The 18,796-nt window shown below is 65.7% G+C and carries 13 protein-coding genes; 10 read left to right on the plus strand and 3 right to left on the minus strand.

Features of this window, described 5'->3' with window-relative positions; genetic code table 11:
- Positions 1-61: 61 nt before the first annotated feature.
- Together SKZ59_RS08935 and SKZ59_RS08940 are read left to right on the plus strand one after the other, a co-directional pair.
- On the plus strand, positions 62-1,168 hold the full coding sequence (locus tag SKZ59_RS08935) for an efflux RND transporter periplasmic adaptor subunit (RefSeq protein WP_319991442.1): 1,107 nt from the start codon (positions 62-64) through the stop codon (positions 1,166-1,168).
- Entirely contained in the window at positions 1,165-4,266 is a 3,102-nt protein-coding gene (locus SKZ59_RS08940; RefSeq protein ID WP_319991443.1) for an efflux RND transporter permease subunit, read from the plus strand. Before SKZ59_RS08935 ends, SKZ59_RS08940 begins: the two co-directional genes overlap by 4 nt.
- 158 nt (positions 4,267-4,424) lie before the next feature.
- On the opposite strand, the gene SKZ59_RS08945 is transcribed toward SKZ59_RS08940, so the two are convergent.
- Complete coding sequence (locus SKZ59_RS08945; protein ID WP_319991444.1) at positions 4,425-5,462, minus strand: helix-turn-helix transcriptional regulator; 1,038 nt, start codon at positions 5,460-5,462, stop codon at positions 4,425-4,427.
- A gap of 217 nt (positions 5,463-5,679) precedes the next feature.
- Here SKZ59_RS08945 and SKZ59_RS08950 point away from each other — a divergent pair, with 217 nt between their 5' ends.
- Positions 5,680-7,686 carry a glycoside hydrolase family 3 protein gene (locus tag SKZ59_RS08950; RefSeq protein ID WP_319991445.1) on the plus strand — a complete coding sequence of 669 codons (2,007 nt, stop codon included), beginning with the start codon at positions 5,680-5,682 and terminating at the stop codon, positions 7,684-7,686.
- Between the two features lie 7 nt (positions 7,687-7,693).
- On the opposite strand, the gene SKZ59_RS08955 is transcribed toward SKZ59_RS08950, so the two are convergent.
- Entirely contained in the window at positions 7,694-8,812 is a 1,119-nt protein-coding gene (locus SKZ59_RS08955; protein ID WP_319991446.1) for a Gfo/Idh/MocA family oxidoreductase, read from the minus strand.
- Positions 8,813-8,843: 31 nt separating this feature from the next.
- Positions 8,844-10,031 carry a phytanoyl-CoA dioxygenase family protein gene (locus SKZ59_RS08960; RefSeq protein ID WP_319991447.1) on the minus strand — a complete coding sequence of 396 codons (1,188 nt, stop codon included), beginning with the start codon at positions 10,029-10,031 and terminating at the stop codon, positions 8,844-8,846.
- A 115-nt stretch (positions 10,032-10,146) separates the two neighbouring features.
- On the opposite strand from SKZ59_RS08960, the gene SKZ59_RS08965 reads away from it, so the two are divergent.
- The 7 genes from SKZ59_RS08965 to SKZ59_RS08995 all read left to right on the plus strand — a co-directional run bounded on the left by SKZ59_RS08965 (position 10,147) and on the right by SKZ59_RS08995 (position 18,686).
- The gene (locus tag SKZ59_RS08965) at positions 10,147-11,196 is read left to right on the plus strand and encodes a LacI family DNA-binding transcriptional regulator (RefSeq protein ID WP_319991448.1); all 1,050 of its coding nucleotides are present in this window, start codon (positions 10,147-10,149) and stop codon (positions 11,194-11,196) included.
- 66 nt (positions 11,197-11,262) lie between these two features.
- Positions 11,263-13,071, plus strand: a complete 1,809-nt coding sequence (locus SKZ59_RS08970; RefSeq protein WP_319991449.1) for a DUF885 domain-containing protein — start codon at positions 11,263-11,265, stop codon at positions 13,069-13,071.
- Positions 13,072-13,173: 102 nt separating this feature from the next.
- On the plus strand, positions 13,174-13,629 hold the full coding sequence (gene hpaR, locus SKZ59_RS08975) for a homoprotocatechuate degradation operon regulator HpaR (RefSeq protein ID WP_223278727.1): 456 nt from the start codon (positions 13,174-13,176) through the stop codon (positions 13,627-13,629).
- Positions 13,630-13,943: 314 nt separating this feature from the next.
- Complete coding sequence (locus SKZ59_RS08980) at positions 13,944-15,110, plus strand: porin (protein ID WP_319991450.1); 1,167 nt, start codon at positions 13,944-13,946, stop codon at positions 15,108-15,110.
- Positions 15,111-15,138: 28 nt separating this feature from the next.
- A complete protein-coding gene (locus SKZ59_RS08985; RefSeq protein WP_254671538.1) occupies positions 15,139-15,663 on the plus strand; it encodes a sorbitol dehydrogenase family protein in 525 nt (174 codons plus the stop codon).
- A 9-nt stretch (positions 15,664-15,672) separates the two neighbouring features.
- Complete coding sequence (locus SKZ59_RS08990) at positions 15,673-17,283, plus strand: GMC family oxidoreductase (protein ID WP_319991451.1); 1,611 nt, start codon at positions 15,673-15,675, stop codon at positions 17,281-17,283.
- Entirely contained in the window at positions 17,280-18,686 is a 1,407-nt protein-coding gene (locus SKZ59_RS08995; protein ID WP_319991452.1) for a cytochrome c, read from the plus strand. Before SKZ59_RS08990 ends, SKZ59_RS08995 begins: the two co-directional genes overlap by 4 nt.
- Positions 18,687-18,796: the final 110 nt, after the last annotated feature.

An 18,796-nucleotide genomic window follows, 5' to 3' on the forward strand; every position in this document is an offset into this window, starting at 1 on the left:
TTGACTTAATTGGTCACTAGTACCAGAATGAGGGCTCTGATCACTCATTCATGGAATTCCTATGCGCTGGCGCCGCCTCGCTTCATCTGTTGTCATTTCCACTTTACCCCTGGTGTTGAGCGCCTGCGCCGACAAGGCGCAGGCCGATCCGCGCACGGCCACGCCGCTGGTGCGTGCCGTCACGGTGCAGGGCGCCGAAGCGGGCACGCGCAGCTTCACGGGCGTGGTCGCGCCGCGCGTGCAGAGCGATCTCGGTTTTCGCGTGGCCGGCAAGGTGCGCGAACGGCTGGTCGACGCTGGCCAGGCCGTGCGCCGTGGCCAGCCATTGATGCGCCTCGACGCCGACGACTTGCAACTGCTGGCGCAGGCGCGCCACGAAACAGTCGTCGCCGACCGCGCCCGCGCGCGCCAGGCGGCGGATGAAGAAGCGCGCTACCGCGACTTGCGCGGCACGGGCGCCATCTCGGCATCCAGCTACGACCAGGTAAAGGCGGCGGCTGACGCGGCCGCCGCCCAGCTCAAGGCGTCCGAAGCCCAGGCCGGGGTGGCGCGCAATGCGCTGCAGTACGCGGTGCTGCTGGCCGACGCCGACGGCGTCGTGATGGATACCCTGGCCGAACCGGGCCAGGTGGTCGCGGCCGGGCAGGTGGTGGTGCGCCTGGCCCATGACGGCCGGCGCGAAGCGGCGATCCAGCTGCCTGAAACCTTGCGTCCCGCGCTCGGCTCCACGGGCCAGGCTACCCTGTTCGGCAGGCCGGGTGCCGGCGTGCCGGCCACCTTGCGCCAGCTGTCGCAGACGGCGGACCGGCAAACGCGCACCTTCGAGGCGCGCTATGTGCTCGACGCGGCGCTGTCAAGCGCGCCGTTGGGCGCCACCGTCACCTTGCGCCTGCCCGGCGCGCAAGCTGGCGCCACCAGCGTGCAAGTACCGCTGGCGGCCCTGCATGACGCGGGCAAGGGGCAGGGCGTGTGGGTGATCGGCGGCGCGCCGTCGCAGGTCAGTTGGCGGCCCGTCAGGTTGCTGCGGCTGCACGAGGATGGCGCCGACGTGAATGGCCTGAAGGCGGGCGAACGCATCGTCGCGCTGGGCGCCCATCTGCTGCGCCAGGGCGAGCAGGTCAGGGTCGAACAGGCGCCAGTGGCCGCCGCCGCGGGAGCGCGTCCATGAGCGCGGCCGGCTTCAACCTGTCCGCGCTGGCCGTGCGCGAGCGATCCGTCACCCTGTTCCTGATCTGTCTCATTTCGCTGGCTGGTCTGCTGTCGTTCTTCAAGCTGGGGCGCGCGGAAGACCCGGCGTTCACGGTCAAGGTGATGACCATCGTCACCGCCTGGCCAGGCGCCAGCGCTAGAGAAATGCAGGACCAGGTGGCCGAGAAGATCGAAAAGCGCCTGCAGGAGCTGCGCTGGTACGAACGGGCCGAGACCTATACCACGCCTGGCCTGGCCTTCACCACACTGACCCTGCTCGACGGCACGCCGCCCGACCAGGTGCAGGCCGAGTTTTACCAGGCGCGCAAGAAGGTCGGCGACGAGGCGGCCAATTTGCCGGCCGGCGTGATCGGCCCCATGATCAATGACGAATACGCCGACGTCACCTTTGCCCTGTATGCGCTGAAAGCCAAGGGCGAGCCGCAGCGCCTGCTGGTGCGCGAGGCGGAAACCCTGCGCCAGCGGCTGCTGCACGTGCCGGGCGTGAAAAAGGTCAATATCATCGGCGAGCAGGCCGAACGCATCTACGTGGAGTTTTCGCAGGAGCGCCTGGCCACCCTGGGCGTTCGGGCGCAGGACGTGTTTGCCGCGCTGAACGGCCAGAATGCCTTGAGCCCGGCAGGCTCGGTGGAAACGCGCGGGCCGCAGGTATTCATCCGCCTCGACGGCGCGCTCGACGCGCTGCAAAAGATCCGCGATACGCCGGTGGCGGCGCAGGGGCGGACCCTGGCCCTGTCCGATATCGCCACCGTGCGCCGCGGCCAGGAAGATCCGGCCAGTTTCATGGTGCGCAATGGCGGCGAACCGGCGCTGCTCTTGGGCGTGGTCATGCGCGACGGCTGGAACGGACTGGACCTGGGCAAGGCGCTGGACGGGGAGGTGACGGCCATCGGCGCCGCCATGCCGCTGGGTATGAGCCTGGCCAAGGTCACCGACCAGGCCGTCAATATCGGCGCGGCCGTCGACGAATTCATGCTCAAGTTCCTCGCCGCGCTGCTGGTGGTGATGCTGGTGTGCTTTATCAGCATGGGCTGGCGGGTCGGCATCGTGGTGGCCGCCGCCGTCCCATTGACGTTAGCCGTGGTGTTCATCGTGATGGCGGCCACTGGCAAGAACTTCGACCGCATCACCTTGGGTTCATTGATCCTGGGCCTGGGCCTGCTCGTGGATGACGCGATCATCGCCATCGAAATGATGGTGGTGAAGATGGAAGAGGGCTACAGCCGCATCGCCGCCTCCGCTTATGCCTGGAGCCACACGGCCGCGCCGATGCTGGCCGGCACCCTGGTCACGGCCGTGGGCTTCATGCCGAACGGCTTTGCGCGTTCGAGCGCCGGCGAATACACGAGCAATATGTTCTGGATCGTCGGCATCGCCCTGATCGCCTCGTGGGTGGTGGCGGTGGTGTTCACTCCCTACCTGGGCGTGAAGCTGCTGCCTGAACTCAAACACGTCGCCGGCGGCCATGATGCGCTGTACGACACGCCGCGCTACCACCGTTTTCGCCGGCTGCTGGGGCGCGTGATCGCCCGCAAATGGCTGGTGTTCTGCACCGTGATCGGCCTGTTCGTGCTGGCCGTGCTGGGCATGGCCATCGTCAAGAAGCAGTTTTTCCCGATATCGGACCGCCCTGAAGTGCTGATCGAAGTGCAGCTGCCCTACGGCAGCGCGATCGGGCAGACCAGCGGCACGGCGGCCAAGGTGGAAGCGTGGCTGGCGCGCCAACCCGAGGCGAAGATCGTCACGGCCTATGTCGGCCAGGGCGCGCCGCGCTTTTACCTGGCGATGGGGCCGGAATTGCCCGATCCGTCGTTTGCCAAGATCGTTGTGCGCACCGACAGCCAGCAGGCGCGCGACGCCCTGAAGCAGCGTTTGCGTGTGGCGGTGGCCGCCGGGCTGGCGCCCGAGGCCAGGGTGCGCGTCACGCAACTGGTGTTCGGCCCGTATTCGCCGTTTCCCGTCGCCTACCGGGTCAGCGGCCCCGATCCCGAGGTGTTGCGCGGCGTCGCCGGCCAGGTGCAAGCCGTGATGCAGGCCAGCCCCTTGATGCGTACCGTGAACACGGACTGGGGCACGCGTACGCCGACCCTGCATTTCAGCCTGCAGCAGGAGCGCTTGCAGGCGATGGGCTTGACGTCGGCCGCGGTGGCGCAGCAGCTGCAGTTCCTGCTCAGCGGCGTGCCCGTCACGGCCGTGCGCGAAGATATCCGCACGGTGCAGGTGGTGGCGCGCGCGGCCGGCGACGTGCGGTTGGACCCGGCGCGCATCGCCGACCTGACCCTGGCTGGCGCGAATGGCGAACGCATCGCGCTGTCGCAGGTGGGCAGCGTCGAGGTGCGCTCGGAGGAACCGGTGATGCGCCGGCGCGACCGCCAGCCGACGATTACCGTACGCGGCGACATCGCCGACGGCATGCAGCCGCCCGACGTCTCGGGCGCCATCACGGCGCAGCTGCGAACGGTCATCGACAAGCTGCCGGCCGGCTACCGCATCGAGCAGGCCGGCTCCATCGAGGAATCGGCCAAGGCCACGCAAGCCATGCTGCCGCTGTTCCCCATCATGCTGGCGTTGACCTTGCTGATGATCATCCTGCAGGTGCGTTCGATCTCGGCGATGGTGATGGTATTCCTGACCAGCCCATTGGGCCTGATCGGCGTGGTGCCTACCTTGCTGCTGTTCCAGCAGCCGTTCGGCATCAATGCGCTGGTCGGCCTGATCGCGCTGTCGGGCATTTTGATGCGCAATACCCTGATCCTGATCGGCCAGATCCACCAGAACGAGGCGGCCGGACTGGCGCCGTTCGACGCCGTGGTCGAAGCGACCGTGCAGCGCGCGCGTCCCGTGATCCTCACGGCGCTGGCGGCCATCCTGGCGTTTATCCCGCTGACCCATTCGGTATTCTGGGGGACCTTGGCCTATACCCTGATCGGCGGCACGTTTGCCGGCACGGTGCTGACTTTGGTGTTCTTGCCCGCCATGTATGCGATCTGGTTCCGGATACGGCCGCAGGCAAGGGCGGCGGAGATTGAAAACGGCGGGCCGGAGACGCGGGCCTGAGAAAATGCCGATGGCGGCGTTGCAGCTTCCTTGCCGTACTTGCGTACTGTCTGCGTCGCTGCGCCTTGCCCTCGACATTTTTCAGGCTCGCTTGGCCCGGGGAGCCTGTCTCCTTGACTTGGGCCGTTTCTTGGTTTGCCGGTTGCTTGTGTCTTTGTCTAGGCGCCTGTGGCATCCTGCCGGTAGCGCGCTGGCGGCAGTTCGAACTGGTTCTTGAAGAAGCGGGTGAACGCGCTTTGCGAGGAAAAGCCCAGGCGGTCGCCGATTTCCGCCACGCTCAGGCTTGTTTCGCGCAGCAAACGGCGCGATTCGCGGCTCTTGGCGCGCAGTTCCAGTGCGCGGAACGAGGTCTGCTCCTGCTGCAACTGGCGCTGCAGGGTCCAGCGGTTCATCGCCAGGCCGTCGCACAGGGCCGGTAGCAGCGAGGCGCTATCGGCGTCGCCCGCGCCTTGCTGGCCCAGCAGATCGATGATGGCTTGCTCCACGCGGGCCGAAAACAGCTGCGCCCCCTGCAACTGCTGCAATTGCCCCTGCGCGTGCCGCAGCGCGTGCGGCGCCAGCATGGCGTTGAACTGGGCGAAGGGCCGGTCCAGCGCCGGTGCGTCGAACGTCAATGTATTGCGCGCCTGGCCAAAGGTTGCGGCGGCGCCGAAGCACTCGGAAATGGCCGGCGCGAACCATGGCGCCTTGCCCTGGAATCCGGCACGGAAGGCGGTGGGCGCGCCATCGTCGTAGGCGCGCGCCACCAGCGACAGCATGCGGAAATTGGCCAGCGCCTGCATGGCGCCGCCCGACGGGCAGAACTCGGACAGGTATTCGATCTCGATGCGCGTGCCATTTTCGCTCATCAGCATGAAATCGAATTCGCCGATCAGGCCCCGCAAGTGCAGCAGCTCGTGCAGCGCGCTGCGCAGGGTGGGGCGGTTGAAGCAGACGTGGGCGATGCCCGAGTAATGCGCGAACCAGTGCGTCACGTCGAGGTCGAGCAAGCCGCGGTGCTGCGGCAGCTGCTGCGCGTAGGCCGTCATGCGGCGGTGCCGCTCGGCGTTGATGCGGCCGCCCGGTTCGTCCAGCTGCGCCGGCGTGATGCCCGTGCGCTGAAAAAACTCGGCGGGGTCGTGGCCATCGGCCTGCATGGCGCGCGCGCATTGCTGCGCGATCCGGTTCGAAACCGTGCGCGTGTCGGGTTTGTGCAAGGCTGTCTCCTGCTTATCCTGCTTGTTGTAGTAATTTTTCACAAATATTAGCACTTTGTAGGAGATTGTTGGTTGTTGTGCCATCTAACCAAAAATTGTTCTCGCGGGTATAAAACGCGTGCTGCGCGGTCAAGAAACTCACGCATTCTCACGCTATATTGTTTTCGGCCGGCCTTGCTGCCGCGCCTTGATACCTACAAAAACAGTCTTGGAGATAATGATGAATTGCACTTTGAAACCGATGGCCCGCCTGGTCGCCGGCTGCGTCGCCACGCTTGCCCTGGCCGCCTGCGGCAATAACGGCAGCGTGGAATACAAGCAGCCCGTGTTCGGCGCCACCACCTACAGCCAGATCCAGGTCGACGGCTATGCCTTCAAGGATATGAACCGCAACGGCAAGATCGATCGATACGAAGACTGGCGCCTGCCGGCCGAGGTGCGCGCCGACGATCTGCTGTCGCACATGAGCCTCGATGAAAAAGCGGGGCTGATGATGCACGGTACGGCGCCCACCGTGGCCGACCCCACCGGCATCGGCCAGGGCGGTGCGTACGATTTGACGGCCCTGCAAGACCTGATCGTCAAGCAGTACGTCAACACCTTCATTACGCGCATGGCGGGCGATTCGGCCAATATGGCGGCCCAGTACAACAAGGTGCAGGCCCTGAGCGAAACGTCGCGCCACGGCATCCCGGTGTCCATCAGCACGGACCCGCGCCACCATTTCCAATACACGGTGGGCGCCAGCGCCGGCACCAAGGGCTTCTCGCAATGGCCTGAAACCCTGGGCCTGGCCGCCATCGGCGACGATGCGCTGGTACGCCGCTTTGGCGACATCGCGCGCCAGGAATACCTGGCCGTCGGCATCACGCAGGCGCTGTCGCCGCAGGCCGATCTGGCCACCGAGCCGCGCTGGTCGCGCATCAACGGCACTTTTGGCGAAGACGCGGACCTGGCCAAGCGCATGGTGCAGCACTATATCGAGGGCTTCCAGGACGGGAACACGGGCCTGCATGACGGCAGCGTGGTGGCCGTCGTCAAGCACTGGGTCGGCTACGGCGCCACGAAAGAGGGTTACGACGGCCACAATTACTATGGCCGCTACATGACCTATCCGGGCAACAACTTCGCATACCACGTGAAACCGTTCGAAGGCGCCTTCACGGCCAAGGCGGCTTCCGTCATGCCGACCTACGCTCTGCCGGACGGCAATATCACGATCGACGGCATCACCCTGGAACAGGTGGCGGCCGGCTTCAGCAAGACCATGCTGACGGATCTGCTGCGCGGCAAATACGGCTTCGAAGGCGTGATCCTGTCCGACTGGGGCATCACCTCCGACTGCGACGCCAACTGCCGCAACGGCACGGCGCCTGGCGTCGCGCCTTCCTTCATGGGCTTCGGCACGCCGTGGGGCATGGAAGACGCCACCAAGGCCGAGCGCTACGTGAAGGCCGTGACGGCGGGGATGGACCAGTTTGGCGGCGTGACGGAAGCGCCGTACCTGACGCAAGCCGTGCAGCGTGGCCAGCTGACGGAAGCGCGCATCAACGCGTCGGCGCGGCGCATCCTGATCCAGAAATTCAAGCAGGGCCTGTTCGAGCATCCGTTCGTCGATGCGGCCAATGCGGCCACCACGGTGGGCAAGGCGGACTTCATCGAGGCTGGCCTGGACGCGCAGCGCCGCTCGCTGGTCCTGCTGGAAAACAAGGACAAGGTCTTGCCGCTGGCGGCCACCGTCAAGAAGGTCTACCTGTACGGCATCGATGCGGCCGTGGCCAGGCAGTATGGCTACACGGTGGTCGCCACGCCGCAGGAAGCGGACGTGGCCCTGCTGCGCGTGGCCGCGCCGTATGAAATCCTGCACCCGAACTACATCTTCGGCAGCATGCAGCACGAGGGCCGCCTCGATTACGTGGACGGCAATGCCGACTACGAGGCGATCAAGAACGCGGCAAAATTCGCGCCGAAGACGGTGGTCACCGTGTACCTGGACCGCCCGGCCATCCTCGGCAACGTGCAGGACAAGGCCAGCGCCATCCTCGCCAACTTCGGCGTGAGCGACGGCGCGCTGTTCGATGTCCTGACGGGCAAGGCCAAGCCGCAAGGCAAGCTGCCGTTCGAACTGCCATCGTCGATGGCCGAAGTGCAGGTGCAGAAATCGGACGTTCCGTATGACACGGCCCGTCCGCTGTACAAGTTCGGTTACGGCCTGGCCTACTAAACGCCGTTCAACGCAGGGAAATCCAGCTGCGCTCTTTGGCGGAGCGCAGCGCGGCGGCTATCAGCCGGTCCACCTCGTAGCCGTCGCGGAAGGTGGGCCAGACCGGCTGGCCGCTGGCGATGGCCTGCAGAAAGTCGCGCGCTTCAATGACGATTTGCTCGTTGTAGCCGGTGCCGTGCCCGGCGCCCTGGCTGAACGCCAGGTAGTCGGGGTGGGCGGGGCCCATCAGCAGGCGCTGGAAACCCTGGCGCTGCGCGGGGCGGCCGGCGTCGTACAGCCATAATGCATTCTGGTCTTCTTGGTCGAAGGCGAGGGCGCCTTTCGTCCCCGTGATGCGGTAGGTGTAACCCATCTTGCGTCCGGCCGCCACGCGGCTGAAGGTCAGGGCGCCCAGCGCGCCGCTGGCAAAGCGCAGCATCACATTTCCCTGGTCGTCATTCTCCACCGCTTCCATGCCAGCCGGCCCTTGCCGTTGCGCGTGCACGGTATTCATGTCCGCCACCAGCGAGTCGACGGGGCCGCCCAGGCGCAGGGCCAGGTTGAGCAGGTGCGAGCCCACGTCGGCCAGCGCACCTGCCCTGGTGGCCGTCGCCTCGCGCGTGCGCCACGAGGCAGGCGCGCGCGGGTCGTGCAGATAGTCTTCCACGTGTTCGGCGGCGACGTGGATGATCTCGCCGATTTCGCCCGATTCGATGATCTGTCGCGCCAGCTGGCTGGCCGGCGTCCGGATGTAGTTGTAGCCGACCATGTTGGCCACGCCCGCCGCTTCGGCCGCCTGCGCCAGCTGCAGGGATTCCGCGGCCGTCATGCCCAGTGGCTTTTCGCAGAACACGGGTTTGCCCAGGGCTAGCGCGGCCAGCACGATGTCCTTGTGCGTGGCCGGCGGCGTGGCGACGATGATGGCGTCGATGGCGCGATCATTGACCAGCGTGCGCCAGTCGCCCGTGGAGCGGTTCCAGCCCAGTTCCTGCGCGCTGCGGGCCGCGCCTTCCGCACTGCTGGTGCTGATGCACTCGCATACGGGGTTCAAGGCCGTGGGAAAAATGCCGCGCACGGCCTTGTAGGCGATGGTGTGGGCCTTGCCCATGTAGCCGGCGCCGATCAGGCCGATGTTGATGTCTTGCATAGGGAGTCTCCGAGGATGTCGCGATAGGGGATCAAGCTTGCTGGCGCCAGGCATGGCTGTCCAGGGCGTCGAGGAAGCGGGCGGCGGGCCAGTCCTGTGCCAGCGCTTCGTGCATGAGCTGCTGCTGCGTGGGCGGTGCCATGCCGCCTATGGGCTGGTCGCGATCGAGGTTGCTGGGGAAGGCATAGCCTTCGGCGCAGGCGGCAACCGCATGGCGTACGCCCTCGCCGGACAGCGCGCCCTGGTCGCGCAGTGCCTGCAGCGCCGGATACAGCGCGGCGCTCATGGCGCGGCGGTCCAGCGCTTCCATCGCGCGCCCGAACGGCGACGACACCTGCAGCAGGTTGGCCATGCGGCGGATGTCGGACGAACGGTTATGGCCCGCCGCATGGAACAGGGCGGGGTTGAAGAAGACGGCGTCGCCTCGGGACAGCGGCAGCTGCACGCAATGCCGGGCGAAATAATCGCGGAAGGGCGGTTGCTGCCAGGCGAGGAAACCGGCCTGGTAGCGCTGCGAATACGGCAGGTACAGGGTGGGACCGGATTCGACCGGCATGTCGCAGTGGGCGACGGCCCCCTGCAAGGTCAAGAGGGCAGACATCTGGTGCACGGGCGCCGGGTAGGCGGTGCAGGCGGCGGCGCTCTGGAAGCCCAGGTGATAGTCGCGGTGCGGCGCCTGGGCCGCGCCGCCCGGGTTGACGACGTTGACTTGTGCCGTCATCTGGTAGGCGGGTCCCAGCCACGCCTCGGCGATCCACGCAAACACGGGATTGGCGTAATAGCGCGCGAACGCTTCGGGCGCGCGCAGACACAGTTTTTGCTGGGCGTTCCAGATGCGGTCATTCGCGCCCGGTTTGGCGAAATGGTCGCCGCCCGCCTGGCCGCTCGCGTGCTGTTCGGCGATCAGCGCGCGAAACACGCCGCTGACCTGTTCCAGGGTCGCCGTGTCGTCGACGGCGCGCCGGAACACGATGACGCCGGGGCCATCCATCAGCGCCTTGCCCCATTCTGCCTGCAGCGCGCGCAGCGACGCGGTACTGGTGGCCAGTGCACGGACTCTGTCGCAATCGTAGACGAGGATATTGTCGTCCACCGCAACGGCGTGCGGATAGTCGGCCAGCGCCGTGCATTGGCTGACGGTGCGGATGAAATCATCGAGCTGGCAATCTTGCTGCGACAGCCAGAAGGGGGCGGGCGGCGCGGCGTCTTGGGTGATCATGCGGTGTCTCCTGAGTTTTACGTTGTAGAATCAGTATAGGGATGAAAATCCGCATTTTTTATCAGGAAATCCATCAAAAAACCATCAATAAACGATCAATTACCATGGACATGGCATGACGCATCCGTTTCCCGTCAAGGTCGTGGCGCTGCAGGCCGGCGTCAGCGTGGCGACAGTCGACCGCGTGATCAAGCAGCGCGGGGGCGTACACGCCAATACGGTGCGACGCGTGATGCAGGCGCTCGATGAACTGGCGAGGCAAAGCACGCAGGTGGGCCTGGCCGGCAGGAAGTTCATGCTCGACATGCTGATGGTGGCGCCGCGCCGCTTTACGGACGCCGTGCGCGCCGCGCTGGAAGCGGAACTGCCGTCGCTGCATCCGGCCGTGCTGCGTTCGCGCTTTCACCTGCATGAAACCCTGGAAGTGGACGGCATCGTCGACCAGCTGGAACGCATCCGCAAGAACGGCAGCCACGGCGTGCTGCTGAAGGCGCCGGACTTGCCGCCGGTGGCCGAGGCGGTGAGCCGGCTGGCGGCGGCCGGCATTCCCGTGGTGACTCTGGTGACGGACTTGCCAGCTTCCGCACGCCGCGGCTACGTGGGCATGGATAACCGCGCGGCGGGCGAGACGGCCGCCTGCCTGATCGGCCAGTGGCTGGGTGCGGGCCAGCGGCCCAGGAAACAGCAAGTGCTGGTCACCCTGAGCAGCAACCGTTTTCATGGCGAGGAAGAGCGCGAGATCGGCTTTCGCCGCGCGCTGCGCGAACGGCACCGGCATTTATCCATCGTCGAAGTGAGCGAAGGCCACGGTATCGACGGCGCCACGGGGGCGCTGGTGCGTGAAGCACTGGCTACGCATCCAGGCATCGCCGCCGTGTATTCGATCGGCGGCGGCAATGCCGCCATCGTGCAGGCATTCGCGCAGGCGGGCCGGCCGTGTCAGGTCTTCATCGGCCACGACCTCGATGCGGACAACGTGGCGCTGCTCAAGTCGGGCGCCATCCAGGCCGTGCTGCACCATGACCTGGGCCAGGACATGCGCCGCGCCTGCCAAGAGATACTGCGGGCGCAGGGCGCGCTGCCGGCCCTGGCGCAGGTGCCGCCCTTGTCCGCGATCCAGATCGTCACGCCATGGAACCTGCCCGCGCTGAACGGGGTGAATTGACAGTTACCCGGGGCTGGCCGATACTCGCCGCTTCGCTCATCGTTCACCTCAGGAAGGAATCCCCCGATGTCCGTCACTCCGCAATTGTGCAAGACCGTGCTGGTAGCCGCACTTGCAAGCGCGCTGGCCATGCCCGCCATGGCCGCCGTCCCTGCCACTGTCGGCGCTTCATCGGCCTGGGTTGAAGCGAGCAACCGCAATGCGGCCATCGTGCTGGCGGCGCAGGCGCAGTTTTCGCCCGAAGACGCCTCCGACACGGGCCTGGCCCAGTACGACGGCCAGGCCGCCGACCTCGGGCCGAACATCACCGAGCGCCACGTGGCGGCCATGCAGAAGGCGCGCGCGCAATTGCAGCAAAAGCTGGAACTGGAACGCGACGAGCGCATACGCCAGGACCTGGAAATCCTGATCGGCGCCGTCGACCAGGAGATCATGGGCACGCAGCTGGAAGCCAAGTACACCCTGCCGTGGGTCGATGTGCCGCAAATGGTCTTTGGCAGCATGCAAAGCCTGCTGCAGGAGCAGCGCCCGGCCGCGCGCCGCGCCAAGGCGCTCGAGCGCCTGCAGCGCTACGTGGGCCAGTTCCCGGGCAGCACGCCGATCACGCAGCAGGCCAAGGCGCGCTTCACGGAAAAGATCGGCCAGCCTGGCCTGGCGGGCCCCGTGCGCCTGCAGGTGGAACAGTCGCTGGAAAACGTACCGACGTATATCGCCGGCATCCGCAAGCTGTTCGCCGACATGAAGATCACGGGGGCAGAAAGCGCACTGGCGGCCATGGAGCAGCAGCTGAACGAGTATGCGGCATGGGAAAAGCAGGTGGTGCTGCCTCTGTCGCGCACGGATTTCCGCATGGCGCCCGAGCTGTATGCATTCCGCCTGAAACAGGTGGGCATCGACATCGAGCCGCGCGCGCTGGTCGAACGGGCGCAGGTGGCCTACCTGGAGACGCGCGCCGCCATGCAGGCGCTGGCGCCCGTGGTGGCGGCCAGGCTAGCCTTGAAGGGCGTCGACGGCACGGACTACCGCCAGGTGATGCGCGCGCTGAAGTCCGATTCCATCCCCAATGAGCAGCTCGAAGCGCACTACAAGGGTGTCAATACGCAGCTGGAACAGCGCATCGCCCGGCAGCGCGTGGTCGATATTCCTGCGCGCGCCATGACCATGCGCCTGGCCTCCGCCGCAGAATCGGCGGCCCAGCCGGCGCCGCATATGCGTCCGCCTCCGCTGATCGGCAATACGGGCGAGCACGGCCAGTTCGTCCTCCCCGTCAGCAATCCGGCCGCCAGCGGCAAGGGCGAAGCGTATGACGATTTCAATTTCGCGGGCGCCGCCTGGACCCTGAGCGCGCACGAAGGCCGTCCCGGCCACGAGCTGCAGTTCAGCGCGATGGTGGAGCGGGGCGTATCGCAGGCGCGCAGCCTGTACGCGTTCAACAGCGTCAACGTCGAAGGCTGGGCGCTGTACGCGGAAGCGGAGATGATCCCGTACGAGCCGGCCGAAGGCCAGTTCATCGCGCTGCAGTTCCGCATGCTGCGCGCGGCGCGCGCCATGCTCGACCCGATGCTGAACCTGGGGCAGGTCACGCGCGAGGAAGCGGGGCGCATCCTGACGGATGAAGTGATGCTGTCGAAACCGATGGCGCGCCAGGAGCTGGACCGCTACACCTTCAACATGCCGGGCCAGGCGGGCAGCTATTTCTATGGCTATACGCGCATCCTGCAGCTGCGCGCGGAAACGGAGCTGGCGCTGGGCGAGAAATTCGACCGCCTGGCGTTCAACAACTTCCTGCTGGGGCAGGGCTTGCTGCCGCCGGACTTGCTGGCCAAGGCCGTGCGCGAACACTTCATCCCCGAGCAGAGAAAAACCAAAAGCTGACGCCATGGCACGGGAGCGGCAGGGAAGGGGAATTTTGCCGCTATTGTCCGCGGGCCAGTCGTATAATGACGCTCATTGTGCTGGCCCACCCAGGAGTTCCACTTGCAGCTACCGATCCGTTATCCGAACATGCCGCAACTGCTGCTGAAGGCCCGCGACAGCCTGCTCCAGCATTTCCGCCCCATCCTCAATCACTTCGGCGTGACGGAGCAGCAGTGGCGCATCATGCGCGCGCTGAATGAAAGCCCGACCCTGGAACCGCGCGAGCTGTGCGAGATCTGCCAGATTTCGAGCCCCAGCATGAGCGGCATCCTGGCGCGCATGGAAGAGATCGGCCTGATCGGACGCAGCAAGTTCGAAGGCGACCAGCGCCGCCGCAAGGTGCACCTGTCCGAAGCGGGCGCCAGTTTGCTGATGCAGATGGGTAAGCTGATCGACCTGCAATATGCGCATCTGGAAGCGGCGTACGGCAAGCAGGTGTTTGAAGACATGCGCCGCGCCCTGGAAGCGTTTATTGCCCTTGAAACCCTGCCGGTGGCGCCCGCCATCCTGCGCTGAGCGGCAACCCCGCTCCCATCTCTCCCTTTCCGTACGGCCATCGGGCGCGTGTTTTTCAGCATGCGCCGCCGCTGCTTTTCCCATGCCTGTCCCTGTGCTTTCCCCGTGCTGCGGGGCTTGCGTCGTCACGCCTGCCGGATTTGCTATAAGACTAAGCCTCACGGTCAATCACTTACATGTGAGTAAATAATCGTATAATTTGCTTCACTTGATCCAGATCAAGAAGAACAGCGGACGCTCCTCTCGCGGGAGGGAACTGCAACGCGGCGCCACGCCCGTATTTCGCCAGATAAAACAGGAAAGTCAGGAAAAAAATGAACATACCATGCATGCGCGCTGCGGCGCTGGCCGTCTCCACGCTCATCGGCGCAAACGTTTGCGCCCAAAGCAATGTCACCATTTACGGCGTGGTCGACGCGGCCACCGCGTACGCGAGCAACCAGGGCGGCAAGTCGAATACCTATATGCGCAGCGGCAGCTTGTCCGCCAGCAAGATCGGTTTCCAGGGCGTGGAAGACCTGGGCGGCGACCTGAAGGCGCTGTTCCTGCTGGAAAACGGCTTTGAAAGTGACACGGGCGCGCAAAGTTCGGCCAGTTCCCTGTTCAACCGCCAGGCCTACGTGGGCTTGCAATCGACAGCTTACGGCACCGTGACGGCGGGCCGCCAGTACACGCCGTACTACCTGCTCGTGGGTTCGCTGGCATCGAGCAATGTCTTGACGGGCGCGACCGGCGCCCACCCGGGCGACATCGACGGCCTCGACACGACCGTGCGTATCAGCAATTCCGTCACCTACAGCATGCCCGCCTGGCGCGGCTTGCAGGCCAGCGCGCAATACGGCTTTGGCGAAGCGGCCGACGGCAATGCCGTGGGCAGCAGCTTCAGCGCCGCCGTCAAGTACAGCACGTCGCCAGCCGAATTCGCGCTCGGCTACCTGAAACTGAAAAATGGCCAGAATGGCGCCGGCTGGAGCGACAACGCATCGGGCAGCTTCGGTATCTCCGCCCTCAACCAGGGCTACGCCTCGGCGGAAAGCATAGCATTCATCGCCGCCAGCGCACGCTACACCATGGGCAAGTGGATGGTGGGCGCCAATGCCAGCAACGTGCAATACCAGGCGGGCAGCCGCTCGGCCTTCCGCGACACGGCCATCTTCAATACGGCCGGCCTGATTTCGAGCTATCAGCTGACGCCGCAGTGGTTCCTGTCCGCCGGCTACAGCGACACCTTCGCCAGCCACGCCAACGGCATCGCCGACCGCGCGCGCTACCGCCAACTGTCGTTCGAACAGAATTACGCGCTGTCGAAGCGGACGGCGATCTACCTGATCGAAGCGCGCCAGCTGGCGCGCGGCCAGACACTGGGGCAGGACGGCGCGATCGTCAACGCCGTCGCCTCGGTCGGCGATTCGCAAAACGGCACGCCGTCGTCGAACGGCGGGCAGACGGTGGTGATGGTCGGTCTCAAGCATTCTTTCTGAACGGTTGCTGAACTCACGGGAGCTTCAATTGGACGCTACACACAATAAGGAGGGCCGCGGCCCTCTGAATCCCGGCCGCCGCATGGTGCTGGCCGGCCTGCTGTCGGCGTCGGCCGCGGCGCTGATTCCCTGGGCGCTGGCCGAACCGGTCGCCAATGCGGAGCAGGGCGCTTTCCTCGGCGTGTCGGCCATGCTCATCGGGCGGCAAGTGCTCGACCCCGTGCTGGCCAAGCGCCTGTATGACGCGCTGGTGGCGCAAGACGCCGCCTTCCCCGCGAAGGTGCGTGCGCTGCTGGCGCTGATCAATGCGCAGGGCTTGCAGGCGGCCGGCTTGCAGGAAGCGCTCGACGCGCTGGGCCCGGCCCAGTCGCCGCTGGCGGCCTTGCCGCGACAGATCGCCAGCGCCTGGTACCTGGGCATCGTCGGCACGGGCGAGGCGGCCGTCTGCGTCGCCTACGAGCAGGCCTTGAACGCGGCCGTCGTCGCCGACGTGCTCAAACCTCCCACGTATTCCTACGGCGCCTACGGCAGCTGGGCCAGAAAACCAATTTAAGGAGCCATCATGGCTGAAGAACTCTCCGCCGATTACCTCGTGATCGGCTCCGGCATCATCGGTTCCCTGGCCGCGCGCAAGCTCGCGCTAGCCGGCGCCTCGGTGCTGATACTGGAAGCGGGTCCGCGCGTGTCGCGCGGCGAAATCGTCGCCCGTTTCCGCAACACGACGCGCCGCAGCGACTGGATGTCGCCGTATCCATCGGTGGCCACGGCACCGCACCCGATCTACCAGCCGAAAGACAACGGTCACCTGGTGCAGGCCGGCCCGTATCCATACCCGGCCGAATACATCCGCCAGTTCGGCGGCACTTCGTGGCACTGGGCCGCGCAAGCGTGGCGCAACGTGCCTAACGACTTCCGCATCCATACCCTGTATGGCGTGGGCGTCGACTGGCCGATCAGCTATGAAGACCTGGAGCCGTTCTACCAGGAAGCGGAAGAGATCATGGGCGTTTCGGGTGCCGAGAACACGGGTTCGCCGCGCAAGCAGCCATTCCCAATGGACTCCGTGACGGAACCGTACGCCATGCGCCGCATCCGCGAGCGCCTCGACCCGTCGTTCAAGGTGGTTGGCAACACGGTGGCGCGCAACAGTGTCAGCTACGATGGTCGTCCGGCCTGTTGCGGCAACAACAGCTGCCAGCCTATCTGCCCCATCGACGCGCAATACCATGGCGGCATCGCCGCGCTGCAGGCGGAAGCAGCGGGCGTCAAGATCGTCTGCAACGCCAACGTCTACAAGCTGGAACACGACGTGCAGGGCCGCATCACGGCCGCCCTGTACTACGACGTCGACAAGAACAGCCACCGGGTCACGGCCAAGACCTTTATTCTGGCCGCCAACGGCATCGAAAGCCCCCGCTTGCTGCTCGTTTCCGCCTCGGACAAATACCCGAACGGCCTGGCCAACAGCAGCGACATGGTGGGCCGCAACCTGATGGACCACCCGAGCACCTCGATCACCTTCGACGCCGATGAAGACCTGTGGCTGGGCCGGGGGCCGCAAAGCCCCAATTCCATCAACACCATGCGCGATGGCGATTTCCGCAGCCGGCATTCGCCGTACCGCCTGGATTTCACGAACATCTCGAGAGTCGATGGCGCCACCAGGGAATTGATCGGCAAGGGTGTGTTTGGCGATGCATTCGAACAGCAGCTGCGTTTCCGCTCGGCCCGTGAAATGAGCTTGAAAAACGTGCTGGAAGTGCTGCCGAATCCGGAAAACCGCATCGCCCTCAGCAGCGAGAAAGATGCCATGGGCATTCCCAAGCCGCAGGCGCATTACGCAATCGACGAGTACACGAAGCGTGGCCACGAACGCTCGAAGCAGGATTTCGAGCGCATCGCAAAACTGATGGGCGGCACCAACCTGCGCCACAGCAAGGAAGGCGTGTTCGCCAACAACCAGCACATCTGCGGCACCCTGTCGATGGGTTCCGACCCGGCCAAGGCCGTGTGCGACCAGTGGGGCCGCACGTTTGATCACGCCAACCTGTTCCTGTGCAGCACGGGTGTGCTGCCCACGTCCGGCACCTGCAATTCGACGGAAAATGGCCTGGCCGTGGCCCTGCGCACCGTCAAGCATATCCTCGACGAGCAACAGGGAGGCACGGCATGATGGCGATCTTCAGACTGGCGGCCGGCGCCGCCTTGCTGTCCCTGGCCTTGCCGGTGCTGGCGGCGCAAGCGCCTGGCGCGGACGTGCAATCGATCGAACGCGGCCGCTACCTGGCCACGGCCGGCGACTGCATCGCCTGCCACAGCGTGCCTGGCGGCAAGCCGATGGCGGGCGGCCTGGCCCTGGCCACGCCGCTGGGCCCCATCGTCGCCACCAACATCACGCCGTCGACAACGCATGGCATCGGCAACTACACGCTGGCGCAGTTTTCCGCCGCCGTGCGCCACGGCGTGCGGGCCGACGGCGCCAATCTGTACCCGGCCATGCCCTACACGGCCTACGCCAAGGTAACGGATGACGACACGGCCGCCCTGTACGCCTACTTCATGCATGGCGTGGCGGCAGTGGACACGGCGCCGGCGCAAAAGACGGACTTGCCGTTCCCGTTCAATATCCGTTTGTCGATGGCGGGCTGGAACCTGCTCTTCCTCGATAAAAAACCGTTCGTGGCCGATACGTCGAAAAGCATGGAGTGGAACCGTGGCGCCTACCTGGCGCAAGGCCTGGCCCACTGCACCACGTGCCACACGCCGCGCAACGCGCTGATGGCCGAGCAGCTGTCGAAGGAGCTGGGCGGGGCCGACCTGGGCACCTGGTATGCGCCGAACATCACGTCGGACGTCAACAGCGGCGTGGGTAGCTGGAGCCAGCAGGAACTGGCCGGCTACCTGCGCACGGGCCGCGCCGCGCACCGAGGGCAGGCGGCCGGACCGATGGCCGAAGCCATCGACTATAGCCTCAAGCACCTGAGCGACGCGGACTTGAACGCCATCGCGCACTACATCAAGAGCGTGCCTGCCATCCGCGACAAGGCGGACGTGAAACCGGTGACGCAATGGGGCCAGGCTGGCGACGAGTTGAGCAGCATCCGTGGCGTGCCGCTGCCGCAAAACCTGAACACGATGTCGGGTGCGCAGCTGTACGATGCGCAGTGCGCCAGCTGCCACCAGGCGAAGGGCGAGGGCAGTTTCGACGGCAGCTTGCCGCCGCTGTTCCACAATTCGGCGACGGGCCGCGGCAACAGCAACAACCTGGTGATGGCGATACTCGATGGCGTGGAACGGCAGGATGGCAAGGGTAGCCATGCCGGCCACCTGATGCCTGCGTTTCGCCAGACCTTGTCGGACGAGCAGATCGTCACCCTCGGCAATTATGTGCAGCGGATGTACGGCAATCCCGCCATCAAGGTGACGGCCGAGCAGGTGACGACCTTGCGCAATGGCGGCGCGCCGTCGAACCTGATCGGCCTTGCCCGCGCAGGCATCATCGTCGGCGTGCTGGTGCTGCTGGCCTTGCTGCTGTGGTGGCGGGGACGCAGGCGCAAGGAAGCCTCCGCGGCGTAAAAATACACCCTGAAGCAAAGGCTGGGGTCAGGCCCGACAGGGTCTGACCCCTTTTTTTTACGCGGAATTTTGCAACTGGTTTGCATCTGCCGGAATTATGTACTATCATT

Source organism: Janthinobacterium sp. GMG2, assembly GCF_033949445.1.
Classification (GTDB): Bacteria; Pseudomonadota; Gammaproteobacteria; order Burkholderiales; family Burkholderiaceae_D; genus Janthinobacterium; species Janthinobacterium aestuarii.

Bases quoted from the DNA above. Each gene is read 5' to 3' on its own strand.
- SKZ59_RS08995 (WP_319991452.1), top strand. From the start codon at position 17,280: ATGATGGCGATCTTCAGACTGGCGGCCGGCGCCGCCTTGCTGTCCCTG.
- SKZ59_RS08940 (WP_319991443.1), top strand. From the start codon at position 1,165: ATGAGCGCGGCCGGCTTCAACCTGTCCGCGCTGGCCGTGCGCGAGCGA.
- SKZ59_RS08965 (WP_319991448.1), top strand. From the start codon at position 10,147: ATGACGCATCCGTTTCCCGTCAAGGTCGTGGCGCTGCAGGCCGGCGTC.
- SKZ59_RS08935 (WP_319991442.1), top strand. From the start codon at position 62: ATGCGCTGGCGCCGCCTCGCTTCATCTGTTGTCATTTCCACTTTACCC.
- SKZ59_RS08950 (WP_319991445.1), top strand. From the start codon at position 5,680: ATGATGAATTGCACTTTGAAACCGATGGCCCGCCTGGTCGCCGGCTGC.
- SKZ59_RS08960 (WP_319991447.1), bottom strand. From the start codon at position 10,031: ATGATCACCCAAGACGCCGCGCCGCCCGCCCCCTTCTGGCTGTCGCAG.
- SKZ59_RS08980 (WP_319991450.1), top strand. From the start codon at position 13,944: ATGAACATACCATGCATGCGCGCTGCGGCGCTGGCCGTCTCCACGCTC.
- SKZ59_RS08970 (WP_319991449.1), top strand. From the start codon at position 11,263: ATGTCCGTCACTCCGCAATTGTGCAAGACCGTGCTGGTAGCCGCACTT.
- SKZ59_RS08990 (WP_319991451.1), top strand. From the start codon at position 15,673: ATGGCTGAAGAACTCTCCGCCGATTACCTCGTGATCGGCTCCGGCATC.
- SKZ59_RS08955 (WP_319991446.1), bottom strand. From the start codon at position 8,812: ATGCAAGACATCAACATCGGCCTGATCGGCGCCGGCTACATGGGCAAG.